This window comes from Nocardia sp. No.11, from assembly GCF_038752175.1.
Taxonomy (GTDB): domain Bacteria; phylum Actinomycetota; class Actinomycetes; order Mycobacteriales; family Mycobacteriaceae; genus Nocardia; species Nocardia canadensis.
Genome location: NZ_JBCGFB010000054.1, coordinates 15,027 through 40,480, shown reverse-complemented (window position 1 = coordinate 40,480; position 25,454 = coordinate 15,027). Strand labels below are relative to the sequence as shown.

27 protein-coding genes are annotated in these 25,454 nt (G+C 69.8%); 19 read left to right on the top strand and 8 right to left on the bottom strand.

Annotated features, from left to right (window positions below):
- From V8688_RS17850 to V8688_RS17835, 4 genes are all read left to right on the top strand, one after another.
- Positions 1-973 (top strand): pseudouridine synthase (locus V8688_RS17850; RefSeq protein ID WP_342801287.1); only part of this gene is annotated, 973 nt, incomplete at its 5' end.
- Positions 974-1,011: 38 nt separating this feature from the next.
- The gene (gene cmk, locus V8688_RS17845) at positions 1,012-1,716 is read left to right on the top strand and encodes a (d)CMP kinase (RefSeq protein WP_218717916.1); all 705 of its coding nucleotides are present in this window, start codon (positions 1,012-1,014) and stop codon (positions 1,714-1,716) included.
- Positions 1,713-3,131, top strand: coding sequence for a ribosome biogenesis GTPase Der (der, locus tag V8688_RS17840; RefSeq protein ID WP_218717907.1), 1,419 nt, complete (start codon positions 1,713-1,715; stop codon positions 3,129-3,131). Before cmk ends, der begins: the two co-directional genes overlap by 4 nt.
- Before the next feature lie 202 nt (positions 3,132-3,333).
- Entirely contained in the window at positions 3,334-3,609 is a 276-nt protein-coding gene (locus V8688_RS17835) for a YggT family protein (protein WP_316574144.1), read from the top strand.
- 23 nt (positions 3,610-3,632) lie between these two features.
- On the opposite strand, the gene V8688_RS17830 is transcribed toward V8688_RS17835, so the two are convergent.
- Positions 3,633-4,757 carry an ACT domain-containing protein gene (locus V8688_RS17830; protein WP_342801286.1) on the bottom strand — a complete coding sequence of 375 codons (1,125 nt, stop codon included), beginning with the start codon at positions 4,755-4,757 and terminating at the stop codon, positions 3,633-3,635.
- Positions 4,758-4,958: 201 nt separating this feature from the next.
- On the opposite strand from V8688_RS17830, the gene V8688_RS17825 reads away from it, so the two are divergent.
- The gene (locus V8688_RS17825; protein ID WP_342801285.1) at positions 4,959-6,215 is read left to right on the top strand and encodes an aspartate kinase; all 1,257 of its coding nucleotides are present in this window, start codon (positions 4,959-4,961) and stop codon (positions 6,213-6,215) included.
- 76 nt (positions 6,216-6,291) lie between these two features.
- Positions 6,292-7,140, top strand: coding sequence for an alpha/beta fold hydrolase (locus tag V8688_RS17820; RefSeq protein WP_342801284.1), 849 nt, complete (start codon positions 6,292-6,294; stop codon positions 7,138-7,140).
- 3 nt (positions 7,141-7,143) lie between these two features.
- Here the strand turns inward: V8688_RS17820 and V8688_RS17815 are convergent, their stop codons facing one another.
- Both V8688_RS17815 and V8688_RS17810 read right to left on the bottom strand, forming a co-directional pair.
- Positions 7,144-7,860: a GNAT family protein gene (locus V8688_RS17815; protein ID WP_218717902.1), complete on the bottom strand. Its 717-nt coding sequence runs from the start codon at positions 7,858-7,860 to the stop codon at positions 7,144-7,146.
- A 213-nt stretch (positions 7,861-8,073) separates the two neighbouring features.
- Positions 8,074-8,388, bottom strand: coding sequence for an SAM-dependent methyltransferase (locus V8688_RS17810; protein ID WP_342801283.1), 315 nt, complete (start codon positions 8,386-8,388; stop codon positions 8,074-8,076).
- A gap of 528 nt (positions 8,389-8,916) precedes the next feature.
- Between V8688_RS17810 and V8688_RS17805 the strand changes: the two genes are divergently transcribed.
- Both V8688_RS17805 and V8688_RS17800 read left to right on the top strand, forming a co-directional pair.
- Positions 8,917-9,201: a hypothetical protein gene (locus tag V8688_RS17805; protein ID WP_218717900.1), complete on the top strand. Its 285-nt coding sequence runs from the start codon at positions 8,917-8,919 to the stop codon at positions 9,199-9,201.
- A 235-nt stretch (positions 9,202-9,436) separates the two neighbouring features.
- The gene (locus V8688_RS17800; protein WP_342801282.1) at positions 9,437-11,005 is read left to right on the top strand and encodes a sugar porter family MFS transporter; all 1,569 of its coding nucleotides are present in this window, start codon (positions 9,437-9,439) and stop codon (positions 11,003-11,005) included.
- Positions 11,006-11,019: 14 nt separating this feature from the next.
- On the opposite strand, the gene V8688_RS17795 is transcribed toward V8688_RS17800, so the two are convergent.
- Positions 11,020-11,859 (bottom strand): NAD(P)-dependent oxidoreductase, encoded by an 840-nt coding sequence (locus V8688_RS17795; RefSeq protein WP_218717899.1) that lies wholly within the window; start codon positions 11,857-11,859, stop codon positions 11,020-11,022.
- 105 nt (positions 11,860-11,964) lie between these two features.
- Here V8688_RS17795 and V8688_RS17790 point away from each other — a divergent pair, with 105 nt between their 5' ends.
- Entirely contained in the window at positions 11,965-12,702 is a 738-nt protein-coding gene (locus tag V8688_RS17790; protein ID WP_342801281.1) for a PaaX domain-containing protein, C- domain protein, read from the top strand.
- Between the two features lie 226 nt (positions 12,703-12,928).
- Here the strand turns inward: V8688_RS17790 and V8688_RS17785 are convergent, their stop codons facing one another.
- Positions 12,929-13,786 carry a TetR family transcriptional regulator gene (locus V8688_RS17785; protein ID WP_218717898.1) on the bottom strand — a complete coding sequence of 286 codons (858 nt, stop codon included), beginning with the start codon at positions 13,784-13,786 and terminating at the stop codon, positions 12,929-12,931.
- Between the two features lie 129 nt (positions 13,787-13,915).
- On the opposite strand from V8688_RS17785, the gene V8688_RS17780 reads away from it, so the two are divergent.
- Genes V8688_RS17780 through V8688_RS17770 form a run of 3 tightly spaced genes read left to right on the top strand, consistent with a single transcriptional unit; the run spans position 13,916 to position 16,883 of the window.
- The gene (locus V8688_RS17780) at positions 13,916-15,124 is read left to right on the top strand and encodes an acyl-CoA dehydrogenase family protein (protein WP_218717897.1); all 1,209 of its coding nucleotides are present in this window, start codon (positions 13,916-13,918) and stop codon (positions 15,122-15,124) included.
- An 11-nt stretch (positions 15,125-15,135) separates the two neighbouring features.
- Complete coding sequence (locus V8688_RS17775) at positions 15,136-16,143, top strand: phosphotransferase family protein (RefSeq protein WP_342801280.1); 1,008 nt, start codon at positions 15,136-15,138, stop codon at positions 16,141-16,143.
- Positions 16,140-16,883 carry an SDR family oxidoreductase gene (locus V8688_RS17770; RefSeq protein WP_218717895.1) on the top strand — a complete coding sequence of 248 codons (744 nt, stop codon included), beginning with the start codon at positions 16,140-16,142 and terminating at the stop codon, positions 16,881-16,883. The genes V8688_RS17775 and V8688_RS17770 overlap by 4 nt, the downstream gene beginning before the upstream one ends.
- Here V8688_RS17770 and V8688_RS17765 read toward each other — a convergent pair.
- Complete coding sequence (locus V8688_RS17765; protein WP_218717894.1) at positions 16,871-17,860, bottom strand: diiron oxygenase; 990 nt, start codon at positions 17,858-17,860, stop codon at positions 16,871-16,873. The genes V8688_RS17770 and V8688_RS17765 overlap by 13 nt on opposite strands.
- Positions 17,861-17,958: 98 nt before the next feature.
- Positions 17,959-18,807, bottom strand: a complete 849-nt coding sequence (locus V8688_RS17760; RefSeq protein WP_342801279.1) for an SDR family NAD(P)-dependent oxidoreductase — start codon at positions 18,805-18,807, stop codon at positions 17,959-17,961.
- A 54-nt stretch (positions 18,808-18,861) separates the two neighbouring features.
- On the opposite strand from V8688_RS17760, the gene V8688_RS17755 reads away from it, so the two are divergent.
- On the top strand, positions 18,862-19,641 hold the full coding sequence (locus V8688_RS17755) for an alpha/beta fold hydrolase (RefSeq protein ID WP_342801278.1): 780 nt from the start codon (positions 18,862-18,864) through the stop codon (positions 19,639-19,641).
- Between the two features lie 59 nt (positions 19,642-19,700).
- The gene (locus V8688_RS17750) at positions 19,701-19,943 is read left to right on the top strand and encodes an alpha/beta hydrolase (RefSeq protein ID WP_342801277.1); all 243 of its coding nucleotides are present in this window, start codon (positions 19,701-19,703) and stop codon (positions 19,941-19,943) included.
- 67 nt (positions 19,944-20,010) lie between these two features.
- On the opposite strand, the gene V8688_RS17745 is transcribed toward V8688_RS17750, so the two are convergent.
- The gene (locus V8688_RS17745) at positions 20,011-20,664 is read right to left on the bottom strand and encodes a TetR/AcrR family transcriptional regulator (RefSeq protein WP_218717892.1); all 654 of its coding nucleotides are present in this window, start codon (positions 20,662-20,664) and stop codon (positions 20,011-20,013) included.
- Between the two features lie 102 nt (positions 20,665-20,766).
- Here V8688_RS17745 and V8688_RS17740 point away from each other — a divergent pair, with 102 nt between their 5' ends.
- From V8688_RS17740 to V8688_RS17720, 5 genes are all read left to right on the top strand, one after another.
- Entirely contained in the window at positions 20,767-21,603 is an 837-nt protein-coding gene (locus tag V8688_RS17740) for an SDR family NAD(P)-dependent oxidoreductase (RefSeq protein ID WP_218717891.1), read from the top strand.
- A gap of 24 nt (positions 21,604-21,627) precedes the next feature.
- Positions 21,628-22,551: a ferritin-like domain-containing protein gene (locus tag V8688_RS17735; RefSeq protein WP_316574152.1), complete on the top strand. Its 924-nt coding sequence runs from the start codon at positions 21,628-21,630 to the stop codon at positions 22,549-22,551.
- The gene (locus V8688_RS17730) at positions 22,548-23,114 is read left to right on the top strand and encodes an NAD(P)/FAD-dependent oxidoreductase (protein ID WP_218717889.1); all 567 of its coding nucleotides are present in this window, start codon (positions 22,548-22,550) and stop codon (positions 23,112-23,114) included. The genes V8688_RS17735 and V8688_RS17730 overlap by 4 nt, the downstream gene beginning before the upstream one ends.
- Positions 23,111-24,595, top strand: coding sequence for an NAD(P)/FAD-dependent oxidoreductase (locus V8688_RS17725; protein ID WP_218717888.1), 1,485 nt, complete (start codon positions 23,111-23,113; stop codon positions 24,593-24,595). Before V8688_RS17730 ends, V8688_RS17725 begins: the two co-directional genes overlap by 4 nt.
- A gap of 130 nt (positions 24,596-24,725) precedes the next feature.
- Positions 24,726-25,454 (top strand): HAD family hydrolase, encoded by a 729-nt coding sequence (locus tag V8688_RS17720; RefSeq protein ID WP_218717887.1) that lies wholly within the window; start codon positions 24,726-24,728, stop codon positions 25,452-25,454.

Below are 25,454 nucleotides of genomic sequence, written 5' to 3'. Positions count from 1 at the left end.
CGGCGGCGACGACCGCCGGGAGGGTGGCTACCAGCGCGGCTCGGCGGGCAGCCCGGCACGGGGGACCCAGCGCGCGGGCGGCACCGCCCGTCCCGCGACGTCGCAGGCGCCCGTGCGCAAGACCAAGAACGCCAAGCCGCAGCGCAAGGTCGTCGCCCCGACGATCCTGAACAACGCCAAGCCGGCCCGGCACCAGCACGCCGAGAACACCGAGGGCCCGAAGAAGCTGCCCTGGGGCGAAGGCGAACGGTTGCAGAAGGTGCTCGCCAAGGCCGGTGTGGCCTCGCGCCGCGCGGCCGAGGACATGATCGCCGCCGGTCGCGTCGAGGTCGACGGCCGGATCGTGCGCGAGCAGGGTCTGCGCGTCGATCCGGAGAACGCGGTCGTGCGCGTCGACGGCACCCGTGTCGTCGTCCGCGACGAGCTGGTGCACCTGGTGCTGAACAAGCCCAAGGGCTGGCAGTCCACCATGTCCGACGATCTGGGCCGTCCCTGCGTCGGTGACATCGTCGCCGAGCGGATCGCCGCCGGGCAGCGCCTGTTCCATGTCGGCCGTCTCGACGCCGACACCGAGGGCCTGCTGCTGCTCACCAACGACGGCGAGATGGCGCATCGCCTGATGCATCCGTCGTTCGAGGTGCCCAAGACCTACCTGGCCACCGTCAACGGCGAGGTCAACTACCGCCTGGTCGGCAAGCGGCTGCGCGAGGGCGTCGAGCTCGAGGACGGTCCGGCCAAGGTCGACAAGTTCATGCTGCTCGAGGCCTACGAGGGCCGCTCGCTGGTCAAGCTCGTGTTGCACGAGGGCCGCAAGCACATCGTGCGTAGGCTGCTCGACGAGGTCGGCCACCCGGTGATCCGGCTGGTGCGCACCCACATCGGCCCGGTGGCGCTGGGCGACCAGCGTCCCGGCACGCTGCGCGTGCTCGGCCGCGACGAGATCGGCAAACTCTACGAGGCGGTGCAGCTGTGAACGGAGTGGATTTCTCGGTGGAGATCTCGGGCGACCGGATGACCGGTGACGGCACGCTCGTCGTCGCGATGGACGGCCCGTCCGGCACCGGCAAGTCCAGTGTGTCGCGTCGGCTGGCGACCCGCCTGGGCGCCCGCTACCTCGACACCGGCGCCATGTACCGGGTCGCGACGCTGCGCGTGCTGCGTGCCGGGGTCGACCTGACCGACGTCGCCGCCATCGCGGACACTGTCGCGGCGCTGCCGTTGTCGATCGGCACCGATCCCAGCCACGAGGTGATCGAGCTCGACGGCGAGGACGTCTCCGCCGAGATCCGCGGCGATGCCGTCACCAAGGCGGTGTCCGCGGTGTCCGCGGTCGCCGAGGTGCGCGAGCAGCTCGTCGCGCTGCAGCGTGAGATCGCGGCCGTGTCCGGACGCATCGTGGTCGAGGGCCGCGATATCGGCACCGTCGTGCTCACCGGCGCCGACGCCAAGATCTACCTCACCGCCTCCGCGGAGGCGCGCGCCCAGCGGCGCAATGCCCAGAACATCCGCGAGGGCCGCGGCGACGACTACGCGGCGGTGCTGGCCGACGTGCAGCGCCGCGACACCCTCGACTCCACCCGCACGGTGTCGCCGCTGCGCCCCGCAGCCGACGCGGTGCTCGTCGACACCAGCGACCTGACGATGGACGAGACCATCGACGAGCTCTACCGCGTGGTGGCCCAGCAGCTTTCGGCCACGACAGGAGGGTCGCGATGATCGACGAAGAGGTACTGGTCGGAGACGGCACGTGGTCGGACGAATCCGACTGGGAGATCGCCGATCTCGAAGGTGAGCACGAGGGCGACGAACACCTCGCGATGCCCACCGTCGCGGTTGTCGGCCGTCCGAACGTGGGCAAGTCGACCCTGGTGAACCGTATCCTCGGCCGCCGCGAGGCCGTCGTCGAGGACATCCCCGGCGTCACCCGCGACCGCATCTCCTACGAGGCCAGCTGGGCCGGACGCCGATTCCTGGTGCAGGACACCGGCGGCTGGGAGCCCGATGCCAAGGGTCTGCAGCAGCACGTGGCCCGGCAGGCCGAGGTGGCGATGGAGACCGCCGACGCGATCCTGCTCGTCGTCGACGCGACCGTCGGCGCCACCGCCACCGACGAGGCCGCGGTGCGCAAGCTGCGCCGCTCCAAGATCCCGGTGATCCTGGTGGCCAACAAGGTCGACGACCAGAAGGTCGAGATCGAGGCGGCGAGCCTGTGGTCGCTGGGTCTGGGTGAGCCGCGCATGGTCTCGGCCGCGCACGGCCGTGGCACCGGCGACCTGCTCGACGACGTGCTCGGCGCGCTGCCCGAGACCCCGCGCGAGGGCACCGGCGCCGCCGGACCGCGTCGGGTGGCGCTGGTCGGCAAGCCGAACGTCGGCAAGTCCAGTCTGCTCAACAAGCTCTCCGGCGACGAGCGCTCGGTCGTCCACGATGTCGCGGGCACCACGGTCGACCCGGTCGACTCGCTGGTCGAATTGGGCGGCAAGACCTGGAAGTTCGTCGATACCGCCGGTCTGCGCCGCAAGGTGTCCAATGCCACCGGTACCGAGTTCTACGCCTCGCTGCGGACCAAGTCGGCGCTGGAGGCCTCCGAGGTCGCGATCATGCTGATCGACGCCTCGGTGCCGATCACCGAACAGGACCTGCGCGTGATCAGCCTGGTCGCCGACTCCGGTCGCGCGCTGGTGCTGGCGTTCAACAAGTGGGACCTGGTCGACGAGGACCGCCGTTACATGCTCGAGCGCGAGATCGACCGCGATCTGGTGCGGGTGCCGTGGGCCCAGCGGGTCAACATCTCCGCCCACACCGGCCGCGCCGTGCAGAAGCTGGTGCCGCAGATGGAGACCGCGCTCGAGTCCTGGGACAAGCGCATCTCCACCGGCCGTCTGAACACCTGGCTCAAGGAAGTCATCGCGGCCACCCCGCCGCCGATGCGCGGCGGCCGCCAGCCCCGCGTCCTGTTCGCCACCCAGGCGGGCACCCGCCCGCCGACGTTCGTGCTGTTCACCACCGGCTTCCTCGAGGCGGGCTACCGCCGCTTCCTGGAGCGCCGTCTGCGCGAGGAGTTCGGCTTCGACGGCTCGCCGGTGCGCATCTCGGTGCGCGTGCGCGAGAAGAAGGAACGCAAGAAGTAGATCGTCACCACGCGAGCCCCGGGTCGACCGCCCGGGGCTCGCGCTGTCTCCGGACTGCTCCCGGCGGCGGTGCGCGGCGGAGCCTCGGCCACGACGAGCCAGGGCTGATAATCGGCTGAGAACCATCCGGGAAGGACACTTCGGCGCGGTGGTCGGCGTTGATCGGGTACGAGGTCCAGTGCGGCTTCCTAAGGAGTGGCGTATGAGTCTCATCGGAACCGTGGTCGGCTACGCGCTGACGGTGTTCATGTTCGTGCTGCTCGCGCGGATGGTGCTCGATTGGCTGGCCTTGGCAGGAAAGGGTCCGGACTGGGTCGGCAAGGCGCGGTCGTTCACCCATGCCGCGACCGAACCGGTGATCGCACCCGTGCGACGAATCCTGCCGCCGCTGCGGATGGGCGGCCTGGGCATCGATCTGGCCTTCACCCTGGTATTCATCGCCGTGCTGATCCTGCGCGCGATCGCCTTCAGCCTGTAGCGGCGGTCAGCGACACGACGCGCCTAGTCGTCGGTGCCTTCGATTCGCCAGCGGGTCCGCACCTCGCGGACGCAGGGGGCGTCGGTGAGGGCGTCGATCGTGTCGGTGAGTGCGGACTCGCGGGCTCGGTGGGTGAGGACGATCAGGTGGGCGTCGGTGCCCCGGTGTTCCTGGCGTACGCGCGCGATGCTCACGCCGTTGTCGGCGAACACCGCGGCGACCTGGGCGAGGGCGCCGGCGTGGTCGGTGACGCGCAGGTTGAGGTAGGAGCGGGTGGGGGTGTCGCCGAGCGGGGCGATGGGGAGCTGGGCGTAGTAGGAGGCGCGCGGTGCGCGGCCGCCGTGGACGCGGTTGCGGGCGGCGGTGATGAGGTCGCCGAGCAGGGCCGACGCGGTCGCCGTGGTGGCGCCGTCACCGTAGAACATCAGCCTGCCCGCACCCGCGGCGTCGACGGCGACCGCGCTGGACGGCGCGTCGACGCGGGCGAGCGGGTCGGTCGCCGGGAGCAGCGCGGGGTGGACGCGGACCGAGACCTGTTCCTTGCCACCGTCTTCGGCGATCCTGGTGCAGACGGTGAGGGTGCGCAGACGCAGACCCAACGCCTCGGCGGCGGCGAGGTCGGGCGCCGCCGCGGGCCCGGACTCTTCGAACTGCACGTCGCCGACCTCCACCCGAGTGTGGAAGGCCAGCGTCGCCAGGATCGCCGCCTGCGCGGCCGCGTGCCTGCTGTGCTCGGGGGGAAAGACGCCGAGCACCTGGCTCACCCGGTCGCCCGACAGTGATTGGGTCAGTGGCCGCACCACCGGAACACCGCCCGCCACCGCCGCTTCGAAGAACAGGTCGGCACCGTGCTGCTCGGCGGTCGCGGCCAGCCGGTGCCCGTACTCGGCGACCAGCGCGGTGTTCGCGGTGATCACCGAGCGTCCCGCGCGCAGCGCGTCGAGCACCGCGTGCGCCGCACCGAGGTGCTCGGTCGCGTCCACCACCAGCTCCGCGGGCTCGGCGAGGACCAGGTCCGCACCGGCGCGTTCCCGCAAATCGCCGCCCGTGTCGCGCAGGATCCGCACGACCTCGGCGGCGAGTGCTCCGGTGCCGAGAACGGCGACCCCGAACGAGGCACGTGGGGAACGAAAGAGCTGATCGGTCATGGGAATTCGCCTTACCGCCGAGAGATGTCGAGCCGGGAACGAACGCCGCGGACGTCACCCCCGTCCAGCCAGTATCGCGGCCGAATCGGCTCGGCGGCAGTCGTTTTCACCACGAATCAGGACAGCCGTGCCAGAAATGCCGGGATACTCGGAGGGGTTACCCGCGGGTCACGCGTGGGCGAGCAGGGGAGAGGACGAGGGATGGCCCTGGTTGTGCAGAAATTCGGCGGATCGTCGGTGGCGGACGCCGAACGGATCCGGCGGGTCGCCGAGCGGATCGTGGAGACGAAGAAGCAGGGTCACGATGTGGTGGTGGTGTGCTCGGCCATGGGCGACACCACCGACGAACTGCTGGACCTGGCGGGCCAGGTGGCGCCCGCGCCGCCGCCGCGCGAGATGGACATGCTGCTCACCTCCGGCGAGCGGATCTCGAACGCGCTGGTGGCCATGGCGATCCACGCGCTCGGCGCGGAGGCCCGGTCGCTGACCGGTTCGCAGGCGGGGGTGATCACTACCGGCGCGCACGGCAACGCCAAGATCATCGAGGTGGACCCGGACCGGGTCCGGCGCGCGCTCGACGACGGCGAGGTGGTGCTCGTCGCCGGGTTCCAGGGTGTCAGCCAGGACAGCCGCGACGTCACCACGCTGGGCCGCGGCGGGTCCGACACCACCGCCGTGGCGCTGGCCGCGGCACTGGGCGCCGATGTGTGCGAGATCTACACCGACGTCGACGGCGTGTTCACCGCCGACCCGCGTATCGTGCCGGACGCGCAGAAACTCGACCAGATCTCCTACGAGGAGATGTTGGAGATGGCCGCCTGCGGCTCGAAGGTGCTGATGCTGCGCTGTGTGGAATACGCGCGCCGCTATCACGTTCCGGTGCATGTGCGGTCGTCCTACACCGATGCGATCGGCACCACCGTGTTCGGCTCGATGGCCGACATTCCCGCCGATCAGGCGGTGCTCACCGGCGTCGCCCACGACCGCAACGAGGCGAAGGTGACCGTCGTCGGCCTGCCCGACGAACCCGGTTACGCCGCCCAGGTGTTCCGCGCGGTCGCCGACGCCGAGATCCCCATCGACATGGTCGTGCAGAACACCGGCACCGGCCGCACCGACATCACTTTCACCTTGCCCGCGGCCGACGGCGCCCGTGCGGTGGCGCTGCTACGGAAGCGGCGCGCCGAGATCGGGTTCACCGATGTGCGCTACGACGATCGTGTCGGCAAGGTCTCGCTGATCGGCGCCGGTATGAAGAACCATCCCGGCGTCACCGCGACGTTCTGCGAGGCACTGGCCGAGGCGGGCATCAATCTCGATCTGATCGCCACCTCGCAGATCCGGATCTCGGTCCTGGTCCGCGACACCGACCTGGACGAGGCGGTGCGGGTGTTGCACCGGGCCTTCGACCTCGGCGGCACCGAGGTCGCCGTCGTGCACGGTGGAACGGGCCGGTGACGGGATGGTTGACGGCCAACTGAACGCCAGGTAATTTACCCATCAGTCAATTAGGCCGTCGATCGACCGGAGTCCCTTGAGCAACCGACTGACCTCCTACACCCGCGCCGGACTCCGCTTCGATGTGGTGGACTCCGGTCCGATCGACGGCCCGGTCATCCTCGCGCTGCACGGTTTTCCGCAGACCGCCAGCTCGCTGACCGAACTCTGCGCGCTGCTCAACACGCGCGGCTACCGCACCATCGCCCCGAATCAGCGCGGCTACTCGCCGGGTGCGCGGCCACGCGGCCGCTTCGCCTACCGGATCACCGAACTCATCGACGACATCCTCGCGCTGATCCGCGAGATCGACCGTGGGCCGGTACATCTGGTCGGCCACGACTCGGGCGCCATGGTCGCCTGGTCGGTCGCCGCGGCCCGGCCCGACCTGGTGCGCACCCTGGTGACCGTATCGGTACCGCACCCCGGCGCCTTCCGCCGTTCGCTGATCAGCAGCGACCAGCTCGCCCGCTCGTATTACATGGGTCTGTTCCAGCTGCCGGTGCTGCCCGAGCGGGTGCTGACCGCCCGTCCCGAGCTGCTCGACCGGGTGCTGGCAGGCACCGGGATGACGCCGGAGATGATCGCCCGGGTGCACACCGAGATCGTCGATTCCGGCGCCCTCACCGGGGCACTGAACTGGTACCGGGCGATCCTGCTGCTGGGCCAGCGCGCGATCTCGGCGCCGGTGCGGGTGCCGGTGACCCATGTCTGGAGCTCCGGTGACTCGGCGCTGTCACGCCGCGGCGCCGAGCTGACCGAGAACTATGTCACCGGCGACTACCGCCTGGCCGTCTTGGACGGCGCCTCGCACTGGCTGCCCGAGGAGCGTCCGCGGGAGCTGGCCGAGCTGATCGTGGAGCGGATCGCTACCGTCCGGAGCTGAGCCTCAGCCGATCGGAGAAGCCAAGGGCCGCAACGACTCGGCGGTGGCGGGGATCAGCGGCGCGCGCGGCAGCATGGTGCGGGCGGCGAGCTGCTCGGTGATCCGCAGCCGCACACCCGCCCATTCGTCGTGCAGGATCGAGTAGAACGCGGTGTCGCGCACCGCGCCGTCGAGTCCCCGCGAATGGGCCCGGCGCACACCGTCGCTCACCGCGCCGAGCCGTTCGATCGCGGCGCGCGATCGCAGATTGCGGGCGTCGGCGCGCAGGGTCACCCGGCGCACGCCCCAGGCGTCGAAGGCGTGGGTCAACATCAGCAGTTTGCACTCGAGGTTCACCACGCCGCCGCGCGCCGCGGGCGTCAGCCAGGTGTTGCCGATCTCGACGGCGTCGGGGATCGAGCCGCCGGGCAGCGCGGTGACGGGCTCGGCGGCCAGCGGCCAGCTCAGCGGGCCCTGCCAGTAGTCGAGCCGGGTGAACCTGGTCGCCCCGACCACGCAGTCGTCGTCCACGGTGACGATCGCGAAGGCCAGGGCGGTGCCGGCCAGCTGGGCGGACTCGGCCTGGAAGACGTAGGTGCGTGCCTCCTGCTCACCGTGCGGGACGACGGTGAACCCGGCCGGACCGAGTGCGACCGAGGCTGCGGTCAATCCGGGAACATGGTGGGGTGCAAGGGGTTCCAGCCGTGCGATGCGGCCGTGGAGGATAACGGGTGCGGGCATGGTGACCGGCGTCCTTCGTCTGATGAGGGTCGCCGAAAACACGAGGCGTGGATCTCACGCGACACGTGCTTGCGGCGAAGCGACACGAACGATCCAGCAGCATCGAGAAAAACTAGATGCACAAGATAGCCGAACGTGACGCGTTCACCCGCGCGAACGGACGAGATGTCGTGGCCCGAATTTCGCCGGTGTCACCGACCCGGACGAACCGCCCTAGACCTTGTCGGCGATGGCCGCCACGATGAGTTCCTCCCAGACCGAGAGCTCCCGGTCGGGCGAGCCGATGCGGGCCGAATCGTTGTCGTCGGTGGGCACGTCCTGGTGCCAGCGGGCGGCCGCGGCCACGCCGGGCTCCCGCAGTCGCAGGTCGCCGAACAGCGCGACGATCTCGGCATCGGTGCGCCAGCGGCCGCGGCCGAAGGTGGACTGCAGCTTGGCCTCGGCCTCGATGGTCTCGGCGTTGTCGCCGGAGCGGAAGTGGGAGATGAACACGCTGCTGCCGACGGAGTCACGGACGTCGGCCTGCACGACGGCGTGTCGGCATGCTGTCCCTGTCGGTGATACCCGAAAACCGTTCCGGGCGTGTCGGTTCCGGTGCGTCGCGTACCGCCGTCGGTGTCCGGTCCGTCCGCTACGGGGCCGAGGTCTCGGCACGGGTAGCAGCCGTGTCGCAGTTTGCTCACGGCCTGTTTTCGCACGTCAGGGCCGTAACGGTTCGATAAATCACAGCAGTGTCGGCCTGTTGAGCAAATGTCCAGTTGTGGACGGGTTTCGCCAGTTCCGAGGGGTGTTTGCCGGATATGTAACGCGCGTTATCGCATCGTGTCGCACATCTGTTCGATATGATGCAGATCACATCAACTGCCATTCGGCTACCGATGGTGGCACGCTCGTAATTGCTGAACGTTAACCGTTTGTGATCAACGACAGGGTCGACGCGGACCTTTCGTCACAAACGCCCTGCCTGCCCGCTTCGGTGTCGCGGGCCTCGAAAGATCCAGGATGGATCAGCAACCGGCCGTGTCGGGACGGCCACCCGGAAGGGGGCTCAGTGTGATGAGCAGCATCTACTTCGAATCGAATAGCAATCTGTCAGTTACCGGCCGCGATGGTCGGGTCACCGCGCCCACCGAAGCGTCGGTCGGCCCGCTGGGGATGCCCGGATTGATCCTGGGTCTCGCCCTGCTCGGCCTCGGCATCGTCGCGCTGCTGCGTCTGGGGGACTGGGCGGGAAGTTACGGCCCCGAGCTCGTCGTGCTGGCCTACGTCCTGTACATGGGGGCCGCGGCGTGGCTGGCGCTGTGGGGCGCGGGCGTCGTGCGATCTCTGCACCGCCACTAGTCCCTTTCGGGGAACCCGACTCGCCGCGGGCCCGTCCGCATCACCGCCACGCGCCGGTGCGCTGGCCGCAATTCCACGTCACGGCGTCAGGCAGTTGTCCGGGGTAATTCGGCTGACCGAAACGGAACTCCGCCGAGGGTTGCCGATACTTCCGGAATCATTTCGAGCTTCCGGAAATGTTCGACGCTCCATTAGGGTGCAGGAATCGACCGACCCTTTCGGCGGAGGTGTGGACATGACCGATTCTCAGCGTGGATCCACCGAGCGGGAACCCGAGGGGCCGGGAGGTGTGCTCACCCCGCCGGTGGTCGGCGGGCGTGGGCCCGCCGACCACCTCATCGAACCGAACTCCGACACCCCCGTCCGGATGTCGCGCACGGTCCAGGACGACACCGGGCGGGTGCTGGTGTCACCGGTGACCGAACCGCCTGTCGGCGCCGAGACGCCCGACCGGGCGGCCATGCGGGCCAGGATCAAGAAGTTCGTGCTCACCGTCGTCATCATCGCGGCGCTCGGTGGCGCGCTGTTCGGCTACGACACCGGCGTCATCTCGGGTGTGCTGGTCTACCTGACTCCGGACTTCGGCCTCACGCAGGCCCAGGTCGGCATCGTCACCAGCTCGCTGCTGGTCGGCGCCGCGATCGGCTCGATCGCCGGCGGCTGGCTGGCCGATCGGTGGGGTCGCAGGCTGACCCTGCTGCTGGCCGGCGGGCTGTTCTTCGTCGGCGCGCTGGCGCAGGCGCTGGCGCCGGACGCGAACGTCATGATCGTCACCCGCCTGATCCTCGGTGTCGCGGTCGGCACCGCGTCGCTGGTGGTGCCGATGTATGTCTCCGAGATCGCGCCGCCGACCTACCGCGGCAGGCTCGTCTCGATGAACAGCCTGATGATCGCCAGCGGTCAGCTGCTGGCCTATATCGTCAACGCGCTGCTGGCTCCCACCGGGAACTGGCGGCTGATGCTGGCGATGGCGGCGATTCCCGCGGCCGCCTTGGTCATCGGTATGTATTTCATGCCGGATTCACCGCGCTGGTATCTGAAACAGGGCCGCGAGGACGACGCCAGGAAAGTCCTGCGGCAGTCCTACTATCCGGAAAATGTCGAGCCGACAATTCAGGACATCGAGAAAACCGAAGCCGCCGATGCCGCCGTCAAAGACAGTTTGCGGGATCAATTGCGGAAGCCGAAGGTGCGCGCGTTGTTCGTCACCGGCGTCGGGCTGGCCTTGATCCAGCAATTCGTCGGGGTGAACACCGTCATCTACTACGCGCCGTCCACGCTGGCCCAGGCGGGCATGGGGGACAACGCGGCCATCACCTCGTCGATCGGGATCGGGGTCGGCGCGGTGATCGGCGTGATCATCGGGATGAGTCTGATCGACCGGATCGGCAGGCGGCCGCTGATGTTCATCGGCCTGTCGGTGATGGTGGTCGCGCTGGTCGGCATGGCGCTGGTCGAGCGGATGACTCAGGACACCGCGACCGGCTATCTGCTGCTGGCGCTGATGATCGTCTACATCTCCTCGTTCCAGGTCGGCGTCGGCGTGCCCACCTGGTTGCTGCTGTCGGAGATCTTCCCCGCCCCGATCCGGGCCACCGCGATGAGTATCACCACGTTCCTCATCTGGGCGGGCAATTTCCTGGTCTCCCTGGTGTTCCCGCCGCTGGGCGAGCTGTGGGGCGCCTCGACGATGTTCTTCCTCTTCGCGGCGATCTCGGCGGTGTCGCTGGTGTTCTGCTACCGCCGGGTGCCCGAGACCAAGGGCGTGTCGCTGGATCAGATCACCGCGGTGGCGGAGAGCTGATCCAGCGCACCAGGTCAGGCCTGCGGCGGGTCGACGAAGATGTCGTACTCGAGGGTGCCCGAGCCGCCGTAGCCGGACAGATCGGTGATGCCCTCGGCCGCCAGGACATCGACGTCGAGGTAGGTGTTGCCGGTGGTGGTGCGGGCGTCGCGGCCCAGGATGGCGACGGCGGCGTCGGCCACGATCTCCGGGGTGCGGGCCTTGGCGATGGCCTCGTCGCCGCCGAGCAGGTTCTGCACCGCGGCGGTCGCGATCAGCGTCTGCGGCCACAGGCAGTTCGCCGCGACGCCGTGTTCGGCGTACTCGGCCGCCCAGCCGAGCGTGAGCAGCGACATGCCGTACTTCGCGACCATGTAGGCCGGATGTCCGCCGAGCCAGTGCGGGGCCATGTTCAGCGGCGGCGACAGGCTCAGGATGTGCGCGTTCTCGCTGTTGCGCAGGTGTGGCAGGCAGGCGCGGGAGAGCAGGTAGGTGCCGCGCAGCTGGATCTGCTGCATGAGATCGAAGCGCTTGATGGGCAGTTCCTCGGTGGAGGCCAGCGCGATCGCCGAGGCGTTGTTGACGCAGTAGTCGATGCCGCCGAAACGCTCCACCGCCTGGTCGACCGCGTTCGCCACCGAGGCCTCGTCCCGGACGTCGCCCACCACGGCCAGCGCCTGACCGCCCGCTTCCTCGATCTCGGCGGCCGCGGTGTGGATGGTGCCGGGCAGGCGCGGATCCGGCACGTCGGTCTTGGCCAGCAGCACGATATTGGCGCCCTGGCGAGCGGCGGCGACGGCGATCGCCAGCCCGATGCCACGGCTGCCACCGGACATGATCATCGTGCGCCCGGCGAGCGGGTGGGTAGCGGTCATGGGCGAGGCTCCTTGTCGTCGGCGACGCCGGAGAGGCGGCTGATGGTCGGCAACGTTACATATTTCTGATGGCCGTGGCAATAGTGAAATAAGTAGACTCGATCCGTGCAACCCCCTGTGACCGGCCCCGATACCGAGGTCCGCCCGGTATCGGCCCGCTCGGCGCTGGTCCGGATTCTCATCGCTGCCGATTCGCCGACGATGACCTCACGCGAGATCTGCGCCGCCACCACCACCCTCGGCTACCCGGAGGCGACCGTCCGCGTCGCCGTGTCCCGCATGGTCGCCGCGGGCGAGCTGATGCGGGAGAACCGCGCCTACACCCTCGCTCCCGCGTTGCGCGCCCGCCGCACCGAACTCGCCGAACCGGCGACGCTCCCGTGGACCGGCGACTGGGAACAGGTCGTCGTCACCGCCACCGGCCGCCCCGCCACCGACCGTGCCGCCCTGCGCGCGCGCCTGCTCTCGCTGCGGCTGGCCGAACTGCGCGAGGGTGTCTGGATGCGTCCGGCCAACCTCGACCGCGCCTGGCCGACCGACCTCGACGACACCATTTTCCGCTTGCGCACCCGCCCGGTCGCCGACCCCGCCGACCTCGCCGCCCGGCTCTGGCCGTTGGCCGACTGGTCCGCCCGCGGTCACGCGCTGCTGGCGGCCATCGAAACCCCCGACCCCACAGCCAGATTCGCCGCTGTTTGCGCCGGGCTGGACCACCTCACCACCGACCCCGTCCTGCCCGCCGAACTCCATCCCGACGACTGGCCCGTCGCCCGCCTGCGCGCCGTCACCGCCGACTACCTCGCTTGGTTCGCCGCGCTGGGCGCGGAAGCGGTCACGTCCTGAGGCCGGCTCGCCCGGCCCGATCCCCGTCTCGGCATCGTGCGGGGCGAAATCGATAGTGAGATCTGCGGACAACCCGGGGTCCGGCATGTTGTCCTCGGCAGTCCGGGTGTGGTTGCGGGAGAGATGAGGTCGGTCCGTCTACGATGGACCCTGCCGTGCGACGTGGCGGCGCCGCATGGTGCATGGGGAAGGGCCCGCCCCGAGAGTTTCGGGGCGGGCCGCACCGTCAGCGGGGGATGCCCAGGACGCCGAGGGCGAAGTCGGCGTAGTCGGTGGCGATCTGTTCGGGCGTGGCCGGGCCGTCGAGGCGGAACCACTGCGGCAGGGCCGTGCACATGGTGGCGATCGCGCGGCCCGCGGCGCGCGCGTGTTCGGTGCTGCGCTGGTTCTCGGTGAGCGCGGCGTCGATATCCGCGTCGAGCAGATACTGGATCTCGTTGCGGGAGTCGGTGATCCGGCGCCGGTTGGCGGGTTCGAGGCTGCGCATCTCACTGGCGCCGATGAAGGCGAGCTCGCGCCGGTGGGTATGGAACAGTGCCAGCGCCTCGACGACCCGCGTCACCCGGTCGCGACCAGTGCTCGCCTCGTGACGCGCCGCGTCGACCCGCCAGTGCAGCTCGTCCATCGTGAGGTCGAGCGCGCGCACCAGCAGGTCCTGCTTGTCGCGGTAGTGGTGGTAGACGCCGGGCACGCTCATCCCCGCGCGCTGGGCGATCGAGCGCATGGTGGCGCCGTGGTAGCCGGTCTCGACGAAGGAGTCGATCGCGGCGGCGAGGACGGGATCGATGTCCAGCGGCGGGAATCGGCGCCAGGCGCGGGCGGTGTCGGCCGCGGGGGCGGCGCCGCGCGGCCGCGGTTGCGGTGCCCGCGCGGACTCCTCGCCGATCAGCCACTGGGTCGTCGTGTCGAGTTCGGTGGCCAGCGACCGCAGGCGCGGGACCGAGATGCCGGTCTTGCCGGTCTCGATGGCGCTCAGCGTGGCGGCGCTGACCTCGATGCGGCGCGCGGTCTCCCGCAGCGACAGGCCGGCCGCGGTCCTCGCCTGTCGCAGGCGGGCGCCGAGCCCGCCGTCGGAGGTGTTCATGATGTTCAGAATAGCTGAACATTGCCCCCTCGAGAATCCGTCGATTGACAGCAGTTATCGGGTCATGTCACTGTCGTAGGTGTCCGGTGCCGAGCGAACGTTCGGCAAGTGTGTGGAGGAGTGAAGCCCGTGGCGATCGACCTGTCCCATCCGCCCGAGGTACAGCGGCTGGCCGAGCGCACCCGCGCCTTCATTCGTGACCGGGTGCTTCCGCTCGACGACACCCATGACGGCGACATCACCGCCGCGGGCGGCGATGCCCTGCGCGTGGAGTTGCAGCGCGAGGCGCGCGAGGCCGGCGTGTTCGCCCCGCACGCGCCGATCGAATTCGGCGGGCACGGCCTGGGGATGTCGGATCGCGCCCCCATCTTCGAGGAAGCCGGGTACTCCCTGTTCGGGCCGACGGCGCTGAACATCGCCGCCCCGGACGAGGGCAATGTGCACATGCTCGCCCACATCGCCGATCCGGAACAGAAGCAGCGGTTCCTGGCGCCGCTCGCGCGCGGCGACATCCGTTCGGCCTTCGCGATGACCGAGCCGGCGCCCGGCGCCGGCTCGGACCCCGCCGCCCTGGCCACCCGGGCGGTGCGTGCCGAGGGCGGCTGGCGCATCAACGGCCACAAGTGGTTCATCACCGGTGCCGACGGCGCGGGCTTGTTCATCATCATGGCCCGCACCTCGGGCGAACCCGGCGATCGCGGCGGCGCGACGATGTTCCTCGCCCCCGCCGACACCCCCGGCATCCGGGTCGGCAGGCATATCGACACCCTGGACCGGTCGATGCTCGGCGGCCACTGCGAGGTGTTCTTCGAGGATCTGCTCGTCCCCGATGCGGCGGTGCTCGGTGCGGTCGACCGCGGCTTCGAGTACGCCCAGGTGCGGCTCGGCCCCGCCCGGATGACCCATGTGATGCGCTGGCTCGGCGCCGCGCGCCGCGGCCACGACGTGGCGGTGGACCGGGTGGCGCAGCGGCGCGGATTCGGTTCGCGCCTGGGCGATCTCGGCATGATCCAGCAGATGATCGCCGACAACGAGATCGACATCGCGGCCACCCGCGCGCTGCTGACCCGTGCCTGCTGGGAACTCGATCGCGGCGAGTCCGCGGCCGACGCGACCTCCATCGCGAAGACCTACGCCGCCGAGGCGATCTTCCGGATCATCGACCGCAGCATGCAGATGTGCGGCGGCCTCGGCGTCGCGGCGGACCTGCCGCTGGCGCGCCTGTCGCGCGAGGTCCGGCCGTTCCGGATCTACGACGGTCCCTCCGAGGTCCACCGGTGGGCCATCGCCAAGCGCGCGGTGCGCGCGGCCGAACGAGCGCATCGGGCCGCCGAATGAGCCTTCCCGGAATGGATGTCGCCGCGCTGGAGCGGTTCTTGCGGGCCGGCGGCGTCGAGGTGCGCGGCGAACTGCGCGTGGAACTGATCAGCGGCGGTCGCTCCAATCTGACGTTCAAGGCCGCCGACGACGCGTCCACCTGGGTGGTGCGGCGCCCACCTGTCGCCGGGCTCACCCCGTCCGCGCATGACATGGCGCGTGAGTTCACCGTCACCGCCGCGTTGCAGGGCTCGGCGGTGCCGGTCGCGCGCACGGTCGCCTTCGACGAGCGGGGATCCGCCCTCGGCGCGCCGATGACCGTGGTCGAGTACGTCGACGGGCGGGTGATCCGCGACCAGGACGACCTCGCCGCACTCACCGACGACCAGGTCGCGGCGAGCGCGACCGAGCTGGTCGACGTGCTGGCCCGGCTGCACGCCGTCGACCCGGAGGCGGTGGGGCTCGGCACATTCGGCCGCCCGGCCGGTTTCGTCGAACGGCAGGTGAATCTGTGGGCGTCGCAATGGGATCGGGTGAAGACCCGGGAGCTCGCCGATGTCGCGGTGCTGCACGCGGCCCTGTCCGAGGCGGTGCCGAGCACGTCGGCGTCCTCGATCGTGCACGGCGACTTCCGCATCGACAACACCATCCTCGACGCCGCCGATCCGAGCCGGGTGCGTGCCGTGGTCGACTGGGAGATGTCGACCCTCGGTGATCCGCTCACCGATGTCGCGCTGATGTGCGTGTACCGGTCGCCGATCTTCGACCTGGTGCTCGGCTCGTCGGCCGCATGGACCAGCGACCGCATGCCCAGCGCCGACGCCCTCGCTCAGTCCTACGCCGACGCCTCCGGCCGTGACCTCGGCGACTGGGGCTTCTACCTCGCGCTGGCCAACTTCAAACTCGGCGTGATCGGGGAGGGCATCACCCACCGGGCGCTGCGTGGCTCCGGCGCGGGAGCCGCCGCGGTGCGTGCCGCGGAGGCCACCCCGGAGTTCATGGCCGCCGGCCTGCGCGCATTGAAAGGACACCGGAAATGACCGCGACCAAGTCCGCACTGATCAGCGGAGCCTCCCGTGGCATCGGCCTGGGCATCGCGAATCGGCTTGCTCGGCAGGGCTATTCGCTGACGATCACCGCCCGCGACGCCGACCGGCTCGCCGCTGTCGCCACCGAGCTGCGCGCTCTCGGCGCCCCCGACGTGGTCGCCGTCGCCGCCGACATGGCCGACGAGGACGGGATCGCCCGCCTGCTCGCCGAGCATGCCGACCGGTACGCGACCCTGTCCGCGCTGATCCTCAACGCCGGTGTCGGTACCGCGGGCACGCTCGCCGAGTCCTCGATGAAGCGGTTCGACAAGACCATCGCGGTGAATCTGCGGGCCCCGCTGCAACTGATCCAGGGCGCGCTGCCGATGCTGCGGGCGGGGGCCGCCGCCGATCCGGACCACGGCGCCAAGGTCATCGCGCTGTCCTCGATCACCGGCGTGTACGCCGAGGCGGGTCTGGCGGTCTACGGCGCGGCCAAGGCGGCGATGATCTCGCTGCTGGCCACGCTCAACGCCGAGGAGTCCGGCAACGGTGTCACCGCCACCGCCATCGCGCCCGCCTATGTCGACACCGACATGAGCGCCTGGATCCACGACCGGATCCCGCCCGAGCGGATGCTGGCGGTGAACGACATCGTCGAGATGGTCGACTCGCTGCTGCGGTTGTCGGCCCGCGCGGTGGTGCCGACGATCGTGATGTCCCGCGCGGGCGCCGACGGCTACCGCGCCTGAGCGGTGCGGCGGTCGGGCTCGCTGCGGTAGCGGGCCTGACCACCGTCGATCTTGAGCAGCTTCCACAGCGGCCTGGTCACCGGGTTCAGCAGACCGAGTTCGCCGGCCAGAGCGCGCATGTCGCCGAAGAACCCGCTGAGGATCTTGCGGGAGGTCGGGCTGCGCCAGAAGGCGTCCTCGAACACCTCGTCGGGAATGTCGAACTTGGTGGCGAACGACTTCGACGGCTTGACCAGTTCGTCGGCGAGCCAGCGCATGGCGATCGGGAACGCCACGGCGCAGACCGCGGTGCTCACCGGGTTCATCCGCGCGAGGTGGTTGCGCAGGAACTCGTTGGCGAAGGAGATGTGGCGCGCTTCCTCGGCGATGTGGATCTCCATGATCCGCAGCAGCGTCGGCTGGGTCGCGGTGCCGGACCGGATCAGGGCCTTCTGATAGTGGTCGATCGGCTCCTCGCCACCGAGGATGCCGATGAACAGGATGGCCCAGAAGTAGCCGCCCGCGACGCCGATGAACGGCGAGGCGACCCGGAACAGCGGCCGCATGCCCGGCACGTCGTCACCGATGCGGTTCACCAGCTCCTGGAACATCTGGATGTGGTTGCACTCCTCGGTCATCTCGTGGAGGCAGTACCGGAATTCGGGCGACCCGTTGGGCAGGGCCATCGCGTACTGCATCATCCCGCGGATGAGGATGGACTCGAAGGCCAGCCCGACCTTGGCGGCATTGGCCTGCCGCCAGCGGCCGATCTCGATGCGGCGCTCGAGCGGCAGCGATTGATACCACGCGGTGGCGCCCAGCGGATCGAGTTCGGCCGAGAGAACCCAGCGCGGGTCGTCCCGATCGATCGCGAATTCCGGTGCGTCCCAGTCGATATCGAGGAAGGGATCGAACCTGCGGTGTACCGAGCCCTCCGACAGGGTGAGCAGGGCGTCGGTGTAGTCCGGATCGGCGGCAGCGGTCTTCGAGAACGTCATTGTTTCTCTCCATCGTCACAGGGATCGTCGTCGAGCCGACTCTCCCTGATTTGAATGTAACGCACTGTCTCACCTAAATCCAGGGGCGAACTCCGCGATCAATCGGCGCGTGGAATTCGGCCGTCGACGTCGGTGAATCCGTAGTCGACGGCGAGGTCGGCGACCTTCCAGGCCCCGCCGCCGCGGGTCGATCGATCGGGGTCGGCGGCCAGTGCCACGACCGCGCGGCCGGGGAACCGCGGCGTTTCGGCGGCATTGAGATCGAAGGTGCCCTCGCCGGGCAGGGTCACCTCGCGGCGCCCGTTCTCGTCGGCCGGAACCATCTGTAGCAGTTCGGTATCCACGATGCCGGGCCAGATCGAGACCGCGGTCGCGCCGGTGCCGAGCAGGTCGTGGGCCAGGTCGGCGGTGAGCCGGTCCAGTGCGGTCTTGGCGACGCCGTAGACGGCATTGTGCATGTAGCGCTGGGAGCCGGGGGAGGAGACGTTGACGATCAGCCCGGCCGACTCGATCAGCAGCGGCGCGGCGAACACGCTGGCCACGTAGTGCGAGCGGACGCCGATGTCGAAGGTCTCGTCCCAGGCCTTCGGTGGGACGTCCCAGAACTTGCGCCCGAGCCAGCGCGCCGCCGCGGGGGAGTTGTAGACGTTGTTCACCAGCACTTCGAGGTGGCCCTGCTCGTCGCGGACCTGCGCGAACAGCTTCTCGACGGCGGTGTCGTCGGCGTGGTCGCACACGACCGCCACGCCGTGACCGCCCAGCGCGGTGACTTCCTCGGCGGTCGCGTGCACGGTCCCCGGCAGTCGGCCCGCTGTGGTGGTGCGGCCGGTGACGTACACGGTGGCCCCGGCCGCGCCGAGTTCCTGGGCGATGCCCTTGCCGATGCCACGGCTGGCGCCGGTCACGACCGCGACCCGGCCGGCGAGAATCTTGGGTGTTCCGCTCATGGCCTCCAGACACTACCGTCAAAATAAGAACACGTTCTAGAAACGGAGACGGTAGTGGAGCTGACCCATCGATTCCTGGACACCGGCGGCATCCGGATGCACGTCACCGAGCAGGGGCAGGGGTATCCGGTCGTCTTCTGTCACGGCTTCCCGCACACCGGTTTCGTGTGGCACCGCCAGCTCGTGGCCGTGGCCGGCGCGGGTTTCCGGGCCATCGCCCCGGACCTGCGCGGCTACGGCCGCACCGACGTCCCCGCCGACGTCGCGGCATACACCAACGAGGCGGTGATCGGTGATCTGCTGGCGCTGCTCGACGACATCGGCGCGGCGAAGGCGGTGTTCGTCGGCCTCGACTTCGGTGCCCAGCTCGTGTGGGAACTGGCATTGCGCGCCCCCGAACGCGTGGATGCCGTTGTCGTGCTCAACAATCCGTTCTCCCCGCGCCCGCCGCGCGCCCCTTCGGAGTACTGGACCAAGGCTGCCCAGCGGCACTTCCTGCACCTGGCCTACTTCCAGGAGCCGGGCGTGGCCGACGCCGAACTGGCCGCGCGACCCCGTGAATTCCTGGCCAGGGTCTACTACTCGCTCTCCGGCGACTACCACTACCTCGACACCTGGAAGAACCCGCCGGGCCTGGGCTACCTCGATGTCCTGCCGCAAGCCCCCGATCTGCCCTGGTCATGGCTGAGCGAGAACGAATTCGACACCCTGGCAACGGAGTTCGAACGTACCGGCTTCACCGGTGGCCTGAACTGGTATCGCAATCTCGACCGCAACTGGGCGCTCACCGAAGCCCTCGCGGACGCGCGGGTGTCGGTANCACCGGTGGCCTGAACTGGTATCGCAATCTCGACCGCAACTGGGCGCTCACCGAAGCCCTCGCGGACGCGCGGGTGTCGGTACCCACCTACTTCCTCTACGGCGAGAACGACCCCGACATGGAGGGCTTCAGCGGCCGCGACCCGCTGGCCGTGCTGCGCGCGAACGTCCCGGATCTGCGTGCGGTGGTGAAGGTCCCGGGCGCAGGCCACCTGGTGCAGCTCGAACGCACCGACGCCGTCGACGAGTTCCTGACCGACGCCCTGCGCGACCTCGGTGTCGCCGCCTTGCCGAGCGGTCAGCACACCCGGTCGTAGTCGAGCGCGAGCCCACCGAGTTCGCCCGCCCCACCGATCCCGCTCGGCGAAGCCCTTCCGCGACGGGCTATCGGTCGCCGATGATCTCCGGGGGTAGGAACATCGTCGCGAGCTGGGCGGCGATGGCACTGGTGTGGTCGATGATGCGGTCGGCGTCGACGTCGAGGACGCCGGTGCGCCAGGCCGAGAGCAGTTCGATGAAGCCGCCGATGCCGGTCAGGGTGCTCATCCGGATATCGGTCTCGTCGACGCCGGCGCGCAGGTAGGGCCAGGCGGCGGCGATGAGCAGATCGGTCGCGTCGGTGAGCATGGTCTTGCGGCGCTGCTCGAGCACGGCGCTGCCCGCGTGATCGGCGAGCAGGATGCGGGCGCGCCCGCGCGGGTCGGCCTGGAGCTCGACCGCGCGGGTGATCGCCGCGCGCATGACCTCGAGTGGCGTGCGATCCGCGGTCTCGGCGAGCACGCAGGCCAGGTCGGCGAAGACCTCGGCACACACCTCGTCCCACACCGCCGCCAGCAGCTCGTCGCGGTCGGCGAAGTGTTCGTAGAAGTAGCGGTCGTTGAGCGAGGTCCGCTGGCAGACGCCCCGCATGGTCACCGCGGCCCAGCCGTGCTCCAGCCAGATGGTCAGGGCGGCGTCGACCAGGCCGGCGCGTCGTTGCGCCCTGCGCTGGTCGGCGGTCAGTCCGCCCCAGGTTCGTGCCGGTGCGCGCACATCCATGGTTGACAAAGTACTCCGCCGCGAGCCTAATTGGTGTCAGGTGCGGCCAATGGTGGCAGATGCCACCAATTCGAGTCGTACCGGGTCGACCCGGGAGTTGCCATGCGACTGTTTCCCTTCGGCGGACGCCGCCGGACCACGAGCGCCGATGCCGTGGTGACCGGCGCGGGCAGCGGCATCGGGCGGGCCTTCGCCGTGGAGCTGGGCAGGCGCGGTGGCCGCGTCGTGTGCTCCGACCTCGATCCCGACCGCGCGGCCGAGACCGCGGGACTCGTCGAGGCCGCGGGCGGGAAGGCGATCGGCACCGCCTGCGACGTCACCGCGATCGCCGAGGTCACCCGGCTCGCCGCCACCGCCCAGGACTGGTTCGGCGACGCGCCGACGGTCGTGATCAACAACGCGGGTATCGGCGCGGGCGGACCGGTGATCGGGGAATTCGCCCTCGACGATTGGCAGCGCACCCTCGGCGTCAACCTGTGGGGTGTGATTCACGGCTGTCATGTCTTCGCGCCGATCCTGCGGGCGGCGGGGCGCGGGGCGATCGTCAATGTCGCCTCGGCGGCCGCGTTCGGCGCGGCGCCCCGGATGGCCGCCTACAACGTCAGCAAGGCGGGCGTGCTCGCGCTGTCGGAGACCCTGTCGGCGGAGCTGGCAGGCACCGGCGTCGGCGTGACGGTGTTGTGCCCGACCGGCGTGAAAACCAACATCATGCAGGCCGATTCGCCGATGGACGAGACCGCCGAGCGCCTGGGCGGTCTGCTGCTGCGGTGGACCGGTCGCGCACCGGCGACCATCGCGCGCGCCACCCTCGATGCCGTCGACCACGGCGAGCTCTACGTGGTGCCGCAGCTCGAGGCCAAGGTGCTCTGGCAGGCCAAACGCTGGATGCCGGCGACCTACACCCGTTCGGCCGGCCTGCTGGAGCGGGTCGTGCGCTGATCCATCACCGAAGGAGATCGAACAATGACGTTCGCCTATCCCGATATGCTCGCCACCGTGCGCGCCAAGCAGTGGGCGCTGGCCGACATCGACTGGGACGCACCGGGTGCCGACACCATCACCGACGAGCAACGCCCCCGGCTGGCCACCTTCATGGCCGATCTGGTGTGGATCGAACACGTCGGCGCGCGCGGTTTCGCCGCCCTCGTGCACCAGGCGCCGCCGGGCCCGCTGCGCGAGATCTACCGCTACTTCCACGCCGAGGAACAGAAACACGCCAACGCCGAACTCGCGCTGATGCGCCGGTGGGGAATGCTCGACGGCGACGAGATGCCGGTGCCCAACAAGAACATCCGCCTCGTGATCAGCTGGCTCGACCGCTACGCCGATCAGCTGAGCCTGCCGGTGCTCGGCACCGTCATCCCCTCGCTGGAGACGGCGCTGGACGGCGCGCTGGTGAAATTCCTGCTGGACGAGGTCGACGACCCGGTGTGCCACGAGGTCTTCCGCCACATCAACAACGACGAGTCCCGGCACCTGGCCGTCGGTTTCCAGGTGCTCGAACAGCTCGGCGCCGGGCCCATCCGCCGGATCGCCATCGAGACGGCCGGTTTCGCGGTGCGTCCGTCGTTCGTGCTCGGCGCGCTGCTGTACGCGCCGCTGCTGTCGCGGATGTCGACCAACATCATCGCCCTGGGCCTCGACGAGGAGAAGCTGTGGCAGGCGGTGCGCCGCTACGAGAACGTCGGCGAACGCAGCCCCGCCATCCGCCGGGTGCCGCTCTATCACGTGGTGAAGACCCACGGGAAGGCCACGATTCACCGGCGACAGCCGTTCCAGCTGCTGGCGGATGTGTCCAACGCCTGTATCGACCGGTTCCCGATCCGGGTGCTGGGCCGCAGGCCGTCCTGGTCCGACGAGCTCACCTACGAACCGGTGGCGAAATGACCGCGCTTCGTTTCGCCGAGACCTTCACCGGCCGCCAGCTCCATCACACGAGCTTCGTCCCGCGCCACGAGTTCAGCGGCAGGCGGGTGGCGATCGTCGGCAGCGGGGCCGCGGCCGCGCGCCTGCTGCCCGGCATCGCCGCCGAGGCCGCGCGGGTGACGGTGTTCCAGACCGACGCGGTGTGGATCGTGCCGCGCGCACCGCTGCCCGGCGCGATCCTGCGCCGGCTGCCCGAGCCGGTGGTCCGCCTGGGCGCGCGGATCAATCTGCGTGTCCAGGTGCGGGATTCGTGGCTGCGGCACCGGCTCACCCCGGACGAGGACGCCGGGGTCGCCGTGCACAACGGCTACTACCGCACACTGCGGCAACCACACTGCTCCCTGGTGACCTGGCCGATCGCGCGCCTGGTCCCGCTGGGCCTGCGCACGGTCGACGGGATCGAGCACCGGGTCGACACCATCGTCTACGCCGAGGACACCGGACACGTGATCCGCACCCTCGCCCGTCGCGGCCGCACCCACTACTCGCCCGAATTCGCCGGCGAGACGAAGGAGATCGCATGAGCACCACCGGGATCGACCACGAGATCGTCATCGTCGGCGCCGGATTTTCCGGGATCGGCGCCGCGATCGCACTGCGCAACGCCGGATTCGAGGACTTCCTCATCGTCGACGAAGCCGACGGCGTCGGGGGAACCTGGCATTGGAACACCTATCCCGGTGTCGCCGTGGATATCCCGTCGTTCAGCTACCAGTTCTCGTTCGAGCAGCGCACCGACTGGTCGCGGGTCTACGCGCCGGGCCGCGAACTCAAGGCCTACGCCGAGTCGTGCGTGGACAAATACGACCTGCGGCCCCGAATCCGCTTCGGCACCACCGTCACCGGGGCCGACTTCGACGAGAAGGGTCGGCGCTGGGTGCTGCACACCGCCGACGGCGCCGATCTGACGGCGCGGTTCGTGATCAGCGCGACCGGCGTGCTCACCCGGCCCAAACTGCCCGACATCCCCGGCATCGAGGACTTCGCCGGTATCACCATGCACACCTCGCGCTGGGATCACCGCCAGGATCTGCGCGGCAAGCGGGTCGCGATCATCGGCACCGGCGCCTCGGCCGTACAGGTGATTCCCGAGATAGCGCCGGAGGTCGCGCAGCTGACGGTGTTCCAGCGCACGCCGATCTGGTGTCTGCCCCGACCCGACATGCCGCTGCCGCTGCCCGCGCGCTTGGCGCTGAAAGTGCCGGGCGGACGCACCCTGACGCGGTTGGTGAGTCAGACCTATGTCGAATTCACCTTTCCCCTCGCCGCCCACTACCACCGGTCCCTGCCGACCGCCGCGATCGGGGAACGCGCGGGGCTTGCCCATCTGCGCCGCCAGGTGAAGGACCCGGCGGTCCGCGAGGCGCTGACCCCGAAGTACGCGCTCGGCTGCAAGCGGCCCAGCTTCTCCAACGACTATCTGTCGACCTTCAACCGGTCGAACGTGACCCTGGAGACCACGGCGATCAGCGCGATCACGCCCACCGGCGTGCGCACCGAGGCGGGCGCCGAACACCGCGCCGACGTGCTGATCCTGGCCACCGGGTTCAAGGTGATGGAGTCGGGCAACATGCCGACCTATGACCTGCACGGCGTCGGTGGCCGCGATCTGGAGACCTGGTGGGACGAGAACCGCTTGCAGGCCTACGAGGGCGTCAGCGTCCCCGGCTTCCCGAACTTCTTCTCCATCATCGGTCCCTACGGCTACAACGGCGCGTCCTACTTCACCCTGATCGAGAACCAGACCCGTCACATCCTGCGCTGTCTGCATCACGCCCGCAGCACCGATGCCGAGCGCATCGAGGTCACCGAGGAGGCCAACGACCGCTACTTCCGGGAGATGCTCGCCCGCCGCGGCGGGCAGGTGTTCTGGCAGGACAGCTGCGCCACCGCCAACAGCTATTACTTCGACAAACACGGCGACGTGCCCCTGCGTCCCGCCTCCACCCTCGAAGCCGCTTGGCGCAGCGGTCATTTCGCTCTCACCGACTACGCCTTCACCTAGCGGACGGCGGCGCGGCGGCGGCCGGGATCGCGGGCGCGGCGACGGCAGCGGAGACGGCACTGTCGTCGCGATCGGCGTGTGCGATGCTCGAGGGAGGCGACGCCGGGGGAGCGTCGGAACCGAGAAAGGGATGTCCGTGCCGATCCGAGGTGTGCTCTTCGACGTCGACGACACCCTGTTCGACTACTCGTCCTCGGAAGCGGCCGGTCTCCTCGCGCACCTGCGGGCGGACGGACTGCTCGACCGTTTCGCCGATCCCGCGGCGGCGGTGACGCTGTGGCGGGAGATCACCGAGGTCGAATACCACCGCTTCGTCGTCGGTGAGCTCACGTTTGCCCAGCAGCAGCTCTCCCGCGCTCGCACGTTCGTCTCCCGTCTGCGCGGCGTCGCGCCGTCGGCGGTGCCCGACCCGGAGGCGGCCGCCTGGTTCACCGGATACGCGGCGCGTCGCCGGGCCGCCTGGTCGGCGTTCCCGGACGCGGAGCCGGTCTTGCGGCACCTCGCGCCCGGGTATCGCCTCGGCATCGTCTCGAACGCCGCGGTGCCCCAGCAGCGGCGCAAGCTCGCGGCCGTCGGGCTGCTGGACTACTTCGGTGACCGGGTGGTGTGCAGCGAGGAACACGGTGCGGCGAAGCCGGAACCCAGCATCTTCCTCGCCGGCTGCGCGCTGCTCGGGCTCGCACCGCGCGAGGTCGCGTTCGTCGGCGACAAGTACCTCGTCGATGCCGTCGGCGCCCACGAGGCGGGCCTGCGCTCCTGCTGGCTCGATCGCGCGAACATTCGCTCCGGCACCGTGATCCGCGACGGCATCCACGTCATCGACACCCTCGACCACCTCCCGCAACTGCTGACGGAGTAG